The 6,489-nt window shown below is 41.3% G+C and carries 6 protein-coding genes; 5 read left to right on the top strand and 1 reads right to left on the bottom strand.

Annotated features, from left to right (window positions below; genetic code table 11):
* Positions 1 to 331 precede the first annotated feature (331 nt).
* Entirely contained in the window at positions 332 to 1,744 is a 1,413-nt protein-coding gene (locus HWQ58_RS13095; protein ID WP_292862735.1) for a tyrosine-type recombinase/integrase, read from the bottom strand.
* A 371-nt stretch (positions 1,745 to 2,115) separates the two neighbouring features.
* Here HWQ58_RS13095 and HWQ58_RS13090 point away from each other — a divergent pair, with 371 nt between their 5' ends.
* The 5 genes from HWQ58_RS13090 (at position 2,116) to HWQ58_RS13070 (ending at position 6,481) form a co-directional block, all read left to right on the top strand.
* Positions 2,116 to 2,640, top strand: coding sequence for an SRPBCC family protein (locus tag HWQ58_RS13090; RefSeq protein ID WP_292862733.1), 525 nt, complete (start codon positions 2,116 to 2,118; stop codon positions 2,638 to 2,640).
* A gap of 232 nt (positions 2,641 to 2,872) precedes the next feature.
* Positions 2,873 to 3,943 carry an Mrp/NBP35 family ATP-binding protein gene (locus HWQ58_RS13085; RefSeq protein WP_292862730.1) on the top strand — a complete coding sequence of 357 codons (1,071 nt, stop codon included), beginning with the start codon at positions 2,873 to 2,875 and terminating at the stop codon, positions 3,941 to 3,943.
* Between the two features lie 160 nt (positions 3,944 to 4,103).
* Complete coding sequence (gene rodA, locus HWQ58_RS13080) at positions 4,104 to 5,417, top strand: rod shape-determining protein RodA (RefSeq protein WP_292862727.1); 1,314 nt, start codon at positions 4,104 to 4,106, stop codon at positions 5,415 to 5,417.
* 130 nt (positions 5,418 to 5,547) lie between these two features.
* Complete coding sequence (locus HWQ58_RS13075) at positions 5,548 to 5,745, top strand: NAD(P)H dehydrogenase subunit NdhS (protein WP_100898602.1); 198 nt, start codon at positions 5,548 to 5,550, stop codon at positions 5,743 to 5,745.
* Positions 5,746 to 5,824: 79 nt separating this feature from the next.
* Complete coding sequence (locus tag HWQ58_RS13070; protein ID WP_179066959.1) at positions 5,825 to 6,481, top strand: HAS-barrel domain-containing protein; 657 nt, start codon at positions 5,825 to 5,827, stop codon at positions 6,479 to 6,481.
* Positions 6,482 to 6,489: the final 8 nt, after the last annotated feature.

Raw genomic sequence — 6,489 nt, 5'->3', positions numbered from 1 at the left:
AAGTATAGAGAAATACCTGTATTTAGCTGATTCATCCCGCATTTATGCAACGCCGCCCGGTATATGGCGAAAATGAAACTAGAGGAGACAATATCGCTACTCGCTAGGTAATCAGTTCACGACCGCATAACTTTACGGCACTCCAGTGAGGAGTGCTTTTTTAATGTGTATGTGTTGCTGATTTACTTGGAGTAATACTTATATTAGAGTAATTTTAGACATAGTAAAACCTAAAAGATCGCACATAAAAAAAATACCCTCTAGAATGCTTATTTCTAGAGGATTTATTATTACTTTGAGTAGTAGTTGAAGAAATTCAGGCAATAAGGGTTTATTTATCCTTATCCTGGAGTAACTTTTTCATATCCTCAATTTGTTGCTTCAATATTTCAATCTCTGACTGTTGCTGCACTTGTTGACTCATCGGTACTTCAGGATTAATTGTCTCAGCAAATATTGCTACATCTTGATAGTGTTTGTTTGATATATCTATCTGATGACCACACCATTTAGCTACTACTTTCTCGTCAATTCCTAAATCAAAAACAGCGTGAGTGATAAAGGTGTGACGTGTGTTGTAAGGCGATAAATATTTGGTGAGTTTGCCTTGTTCGATTAGTGCAGGAATGATACCTTTACATTGGAATTTTGTAGTCTTTTGTCCCCTCCAGGCGTTACCAAAAACATCTTTGTTAATTACTTTTCCAGTTTTACTTTTAAAAACATTGGCGTTAGCTTGACCTGGGTTGATTGATTTTAATAAACTCCATAATTTACCATCTTTAGGCATAGGAAATTTCCTGATTTCTTCCCCCTCGTAGCTGCTATCGTTTTTTAGCGGATAGAACTTTTTAGTTATCCTGTCATAAGTTCTACGAATTAAAACTCTCTCTTTATCCCACTCAATATCGCACCACATAAAAGCTATTGCCTCACCTGTTCTACATCCAGTGAGGAATTTAAATTTTAAAAAATTCAGCCAGTAAGGATATTTATTTTCAACATAATCAACTATTATTCCTGCGTCTTCCCAAGTATAAGCTTTTGACTGGTCAAGTACATCATTATCATTCTCTACTTCATCTTGGGTTTTGCCCTTAGCACCTTTAGTTACTATTTCTTTTGCTAATCCCTCATAAGGGTTATGAGTTAGCAGCTTATTTTTTATTGCTATTCGATACGCTTTTGAGAGATTAGATAAGATATCCTTGACAGTTAAATGGTTCCTGTTTTCAATTAACCAATTCCTAATTTTTAAAGCATCTTCTGATTTAGTAGCTTCAATTGCTGACTTAAGGTAGTTTTTAAATTGTCCTTGATAAGTGTTTTCATAAAAACTTTCTCTTAATCCTGATTTTCTGTACTCGCAATACATATCCCACACTTCCATCAAGGACATTTCAGGCTTGGGTGGTAGCTGGTCGTCTGAGGTTTCAACACTCCTCACTAATCTCAGCTTTGCTCTTAACCCATATTCCTCAAGAATCTCTTGATAACGACCCAGGTTAAAGTTTCCATAACCGTCATCAAGCTTACCCTCTTCTAGTTCTAGCTGTAATCTATGCTCTAGCTTTGATGCCGTAGCCTTCCAGTCATCTGGATTAATGCCAGTCCTTAGTTTTACCTGTTTACTGTCTGCAAAGTAATTGCGAGGGAAGCAAGCTTTAATTGACCTTGAGTCAGGACGTACCGTTACCTGACCTTTCTTTGCCTTCCCAGTGGGAGTTTTACTGCTGTTTAACATAATGCTCATTTGATGCTCAAAATTGCTGTTCAACTTTTTAATAGTTTATCTATATAGATATTATATTCTTCTATATTTATTTAGCCTCAAATGCATATAGGCTTGTGTATTGAATTAGTTTTTTTTGAAATTCTTAATTGGAATATTCTGGTATAAAGACTCAATTTTAGTCTTAAGCTTGAGGTATCAAAGATTTGACTGGTCTACTCAGAAATTTTTTGCCATATTGCTGATGTCGGCTGTTAGGTTTGTACTGAATCAAGGCTTGCTATGTTTAGGGTATTTTTGAGAAAGTTTTAATTTAGCAGTTGAGCGTAGTTGCACACCATACCAGAGTTCCCAGAAAGTATCTAGGGAGGAGGATTAGGAAAATGCAAGGTTGGTTATCCAAATTCATCCGCCGCAAACGTCGTCGGTTTTGTGCTTCTCTGGTGTGGACGTATCGAGAGATTAGTTCTGCTTCTGTAGATGAACTGTGGCAAAAAGTGGTTGATTTAACAGATGTTTCCTGGCATCCACAACTTAAGAGTACTAATGTTCCCCACGGATTAGTACCCAAACCAGGATTAATTTTTCAAGCTGTAACACGCTTTTCGCCGATTCCCATCAGAATTTTTGTGGAACGCGTCAATCCCAGAGAGATGCTGAGTATCCGAGTGATGGCGATTCCTGGAATAGAGGAACGGGTAACTTACCAGGTAGAGTCAACGGTTTGTGGTACTTGTTTATCTTATTCTGTAACTTTACGGGGTTGGTTATCGCCCGTGATTTGGTCTTTATCCCGTCCTTATGCAGACAGAGTTGCACGGTCTTTAGTCGAGGCAGTAGAAAAGACGGCATTACCAGCAGTATCTGGTAAGAAAAAATCTCTTAATGACAGTTGTTTTGATTTTTAGGTACTGGGGACTGGGGACTGGGGGAGACAAGGGGACAAGGGGAACAAGGAGAACAACCAATGCCCAATGCCCAAAGAAAGTTAAGATTCTATTAGGTAATAATGCAATTTGCTAAGTTTTATCACGGCAGTGACAGTGATAACACTAAGCTGACCTTACTTAAGAAGGCATCCAGTTAATAGCTAAGATGTTCCCCACAAGTGTATTTATTCATTTTGAATTTTGAATTTTTATGTACGATGTCCTCGATTCCCTCTCTGTCTTAGAAGTTTTGCGACCAGTAGAAGACCCAGAACTCCGCAAAAGTCTGGTAGAACTGAATATGATTCGCAACGTAAAAATTGACGGTGGTAAGGTTAGTTTTACTTTAGTGTTAACCACTCCTGCCTGTCCTTTACGTGAATTTATTGTCGAAGACTGTCAGAAAGCTGTCAAAAAACTCCCAGGCGTTACAGATGTCAGCATAGAAGTGACGGCAGAAACACCGCAACAAAAAAGTTTACCTGACCGCACTGGCATTTCTGGAGTCAAAAATATCATTGCTGTTTCCAGCGGCAAAGGTGGCGTTGGTAAAAGTACGGTGGCAGTGAATGTAGCAGTGGCTCTAGCCCAAACTGGGGCGAAAGTCGGCTTGCTAGATGCTGATATTTATGGCCCCAATGACCCCACCATGCTGGGTTTGTCTGATGCTCAAATTACTGTGCGTTCCAGTGAAACAGGTGACATCCTGGAACCTGCTTTTAATCACGGCGTGAAATTAGTTTCAATGGGCTTTTTGATTGACCGAGATCAACCAGTAATTTGGCGGGGGCCTATGCTCAATGGCGTAATTCGCCAGTTTCTCTATCAAGTTGAATGGGGAGAACTGGATTATCTGATTGTAGATATGCCACCGGGAACCGGAGATGCTCAGTTAACTTTAACCCAAGCAGTGCCGATGGCAGGGGCAGTAATTGTCACCACACCGCAAAACGTAGCTCTGTTAGATTCTCGCAAGGGATTGCGGATGTTCCAGCAGATGAATGTTCCGGTATTGGGGATCGTGGAAAATATGAGCTATTTTATCCCCCCTGATCAACCAGATAAGCAATATGACATCTTTGGTTCCGGTGGTGGCTCCAAAACAGCTGCTGAATTGGGAGTGCCACTGTTGGGGTGTGTACCGCTAGAGATTTCCACACGAGTTGGTGGTGACAGCGGTGTGCCAATAGTTGTTGGCGATCCAGATTCGGCTTCAGCAAAAGCATTAACAGCGATCGCTCTTACCATTGCTGGTAAAGTATCAGTTGCTGCCCTGACATAATTATAAATTTTAATTTCTATCTACTTCCTGGGCTATAGCTTGGGAATACTAGGGACTGGGTGTTAGGGATTAGGGAAGTTAGGGAAGAATAACTATTGAATATTGACTAATTCCCAATTCCCAATTCCCAACAATTAAAGCTAAAGTCTAAACTGGCACAATGTTGTTAAAACGATCGCTCCCCAAAATTCGCTGGAAGTCTTGGGTTAAGCCCTGGCAGCATATAGATTGGTTACTTTTTTGTTTGCCGATTGCTGTCAGTATCTTTGGCGGCCTGATGATTCTCAGTACGGAACTGAAGCAGCCAGTAACTGACTGGTGGTGGCACTGGATGGTAGCGGGTATCGGCGTGCTTATAGCCCTGTTTTTATCTCGCATCCGTTACGAGCTCTTGATGCAGTGGCACTGGGTAACATACACGCTGACGAACTTCAGTTTAATCGCGGTGATGATTGCTGGTACTAGCGCTAAAGGGGCGCAGCGGTGGATTAGTATCGCCGGCTTTAATGTGCAACCCTCAGAATTTGCCAAAGTCGGCATGATCGTTACCTTAGCAGCCTTGTTACACAGGCGGACTGCTTCTAGCCTCGAAGGTGTTTTCCGGGTTCTGGCAATCACCGCTATACCTTGGGGATTAGTATTTTTACAGCCAGATTTAGCAACATCAATGGTATTTGGTGCGATCGTCTTAGGAATGCTTTACTGGGCAAATGCTAACCCAGGCTGGTTAATTCTGATGATTTCTCCAGTGGTTGCCGCCATTTTGTTTAGTATATCTTGGCCTTTAACAGAGCCAATAGTTTTATTCAAAGAACTATCTTTTGGCCCATTAGGACTAATTTGGTCAGTTGCAATGGCTATTGTGGGCTGGCAAACTCTTCCCTGGCGTCGATTTGGTTTAGGTGCTATCGGTGCGTGGACTCTCAATATACTGGGTGGCGAATTAGGAGTCTTCGCCTGGAACCATGTTTTGAAAGAGTATCAAAAAGACCGACTAACTGTATTCATGAATCCCGATCACGATCCATTAGGTGCTGGATATCACTTGATCCAATCTCGCATTGCTATTGGTGCTGGTGAGATATGGGGATGGGGTCTGTTCAAGGGGCCAATGACGCAACTGAATTTCGTACCCGAACAGCATACAGACTTTATTTTCTCAGCAGTGGGAGAAGAATTTGGTTTTGTTGGTTGTTTGGTAGTGCTATTTGTTTTCTGCTTAATTTGCTTCCGTCTACTACATATTGCCCAAACCGCCAAAGATAACTTTGGTTCCTTGTTGGCTATTGGCGTTTTGTCGATGATTGTGTTTCAGGTGATTGTGAACGTTGGCATGACTGTAGGTTTAGCGCCTGTGGCAGGAATTCCCCTACCTTGGATGAGTTATGGGCGTTCTGCGATGCTGACCAACTTCATTTCCTTGGGAATAGTAGAATCAGTAGCAAATTTTCGCCAAAGACAGAAGTATTATTGATTCGTCATTTCTGGTTGGTCATTGGTCATTTGTCCTTTGTCCTTTGTCCTTTGCTAATGACCAATGACTAATGACAAATGACTATTAACAAGTATTAAGCTATTAAAAGGAAACAAGCGAGGCTAAAAACATGATTCTGCCTGGAGCAACTGTTCGCGTCAAAAATCCCGCAGATACGTATTATCGCTACGAAGGACTCGTGCAACGACTTACTGATGGCAAAGTAGCCGTATTATTTGAAGGTGGTAACTGGGATAAATTAGTTACCTTTCGCCTGAGCGAATTGGAACTCGTAGAAACCACCGCCGGACGTAAAAAAGCCAAATAAAATTAGTCATTAGTCATTTGTCCGTTGTCATTTGGCAAAAACTAATGACTAATGACCAATGACCAATGACTAAATTACTATGCGCCTCCCCCTACCACAGTTTGCCACTGGCGATCGCCATCCCAATCATATTGCAGAGGTAATTGAAACTACCAGTACAGAATTTTTAGCTCAGTGTTTAGAGCCGGAAGATTTAAGCTTTCCCTCAATGCCACCCTTTGGTAGTTGGGTTTGTTCTGTAGATGAAGAATCTGGCAATCAAATTTATGCTGTAGTGTATTATGCCACAACTATGCCCATAGATTCTGTACACAGGGCAAGAGCGTTAGGGTTGTCCTTGCAAGACTTACGGGAAGAACAACCCCAAATATTTGCCATGCTCCGCACAGAATTCCGCGCTGCGATCGTCGGATTTGAACTATCTTCGCAAAATCAAAGTTATAACCAAAGAGTATATCAGTATCTTCCACCCCGTCCCCCGCAAATTCATCAAGCTGTTTATCGATGTGAACCAGAAGCTATCATTAAATTTACTGAAGAACTAGATTTTTTACGGACACTCCTTTGTATAAATGGTGCGCCGATAGAGTCTTTAACCGCAGCTGCCATTCGAGATGTATACCAGTTACGCAAAGCTGACCGAGAATGGCTAATTAAAGCTGGACGTAGCTTAAGTGTTTTACTTAAAGATGACTATGATCGCTTACGGTTTATTTTGAGTCAAATCCACCCGTAGGTAGTTAA

Origin of the sequence: Nostoc sp. LPT, from assembly GCF_017115165.1 — a bacterium.
Classification (GTDB): Bacteria; Cyanobacteriota; Cyanobacteriia; order Cyanobacteriales; family Nostocaceae; genus Nostoc.
The sequence above is the reverse complement of the archived record's forward strand: the minus strand, read 5'-3'. Positions and strand labels throughout refer to the sequence as shown.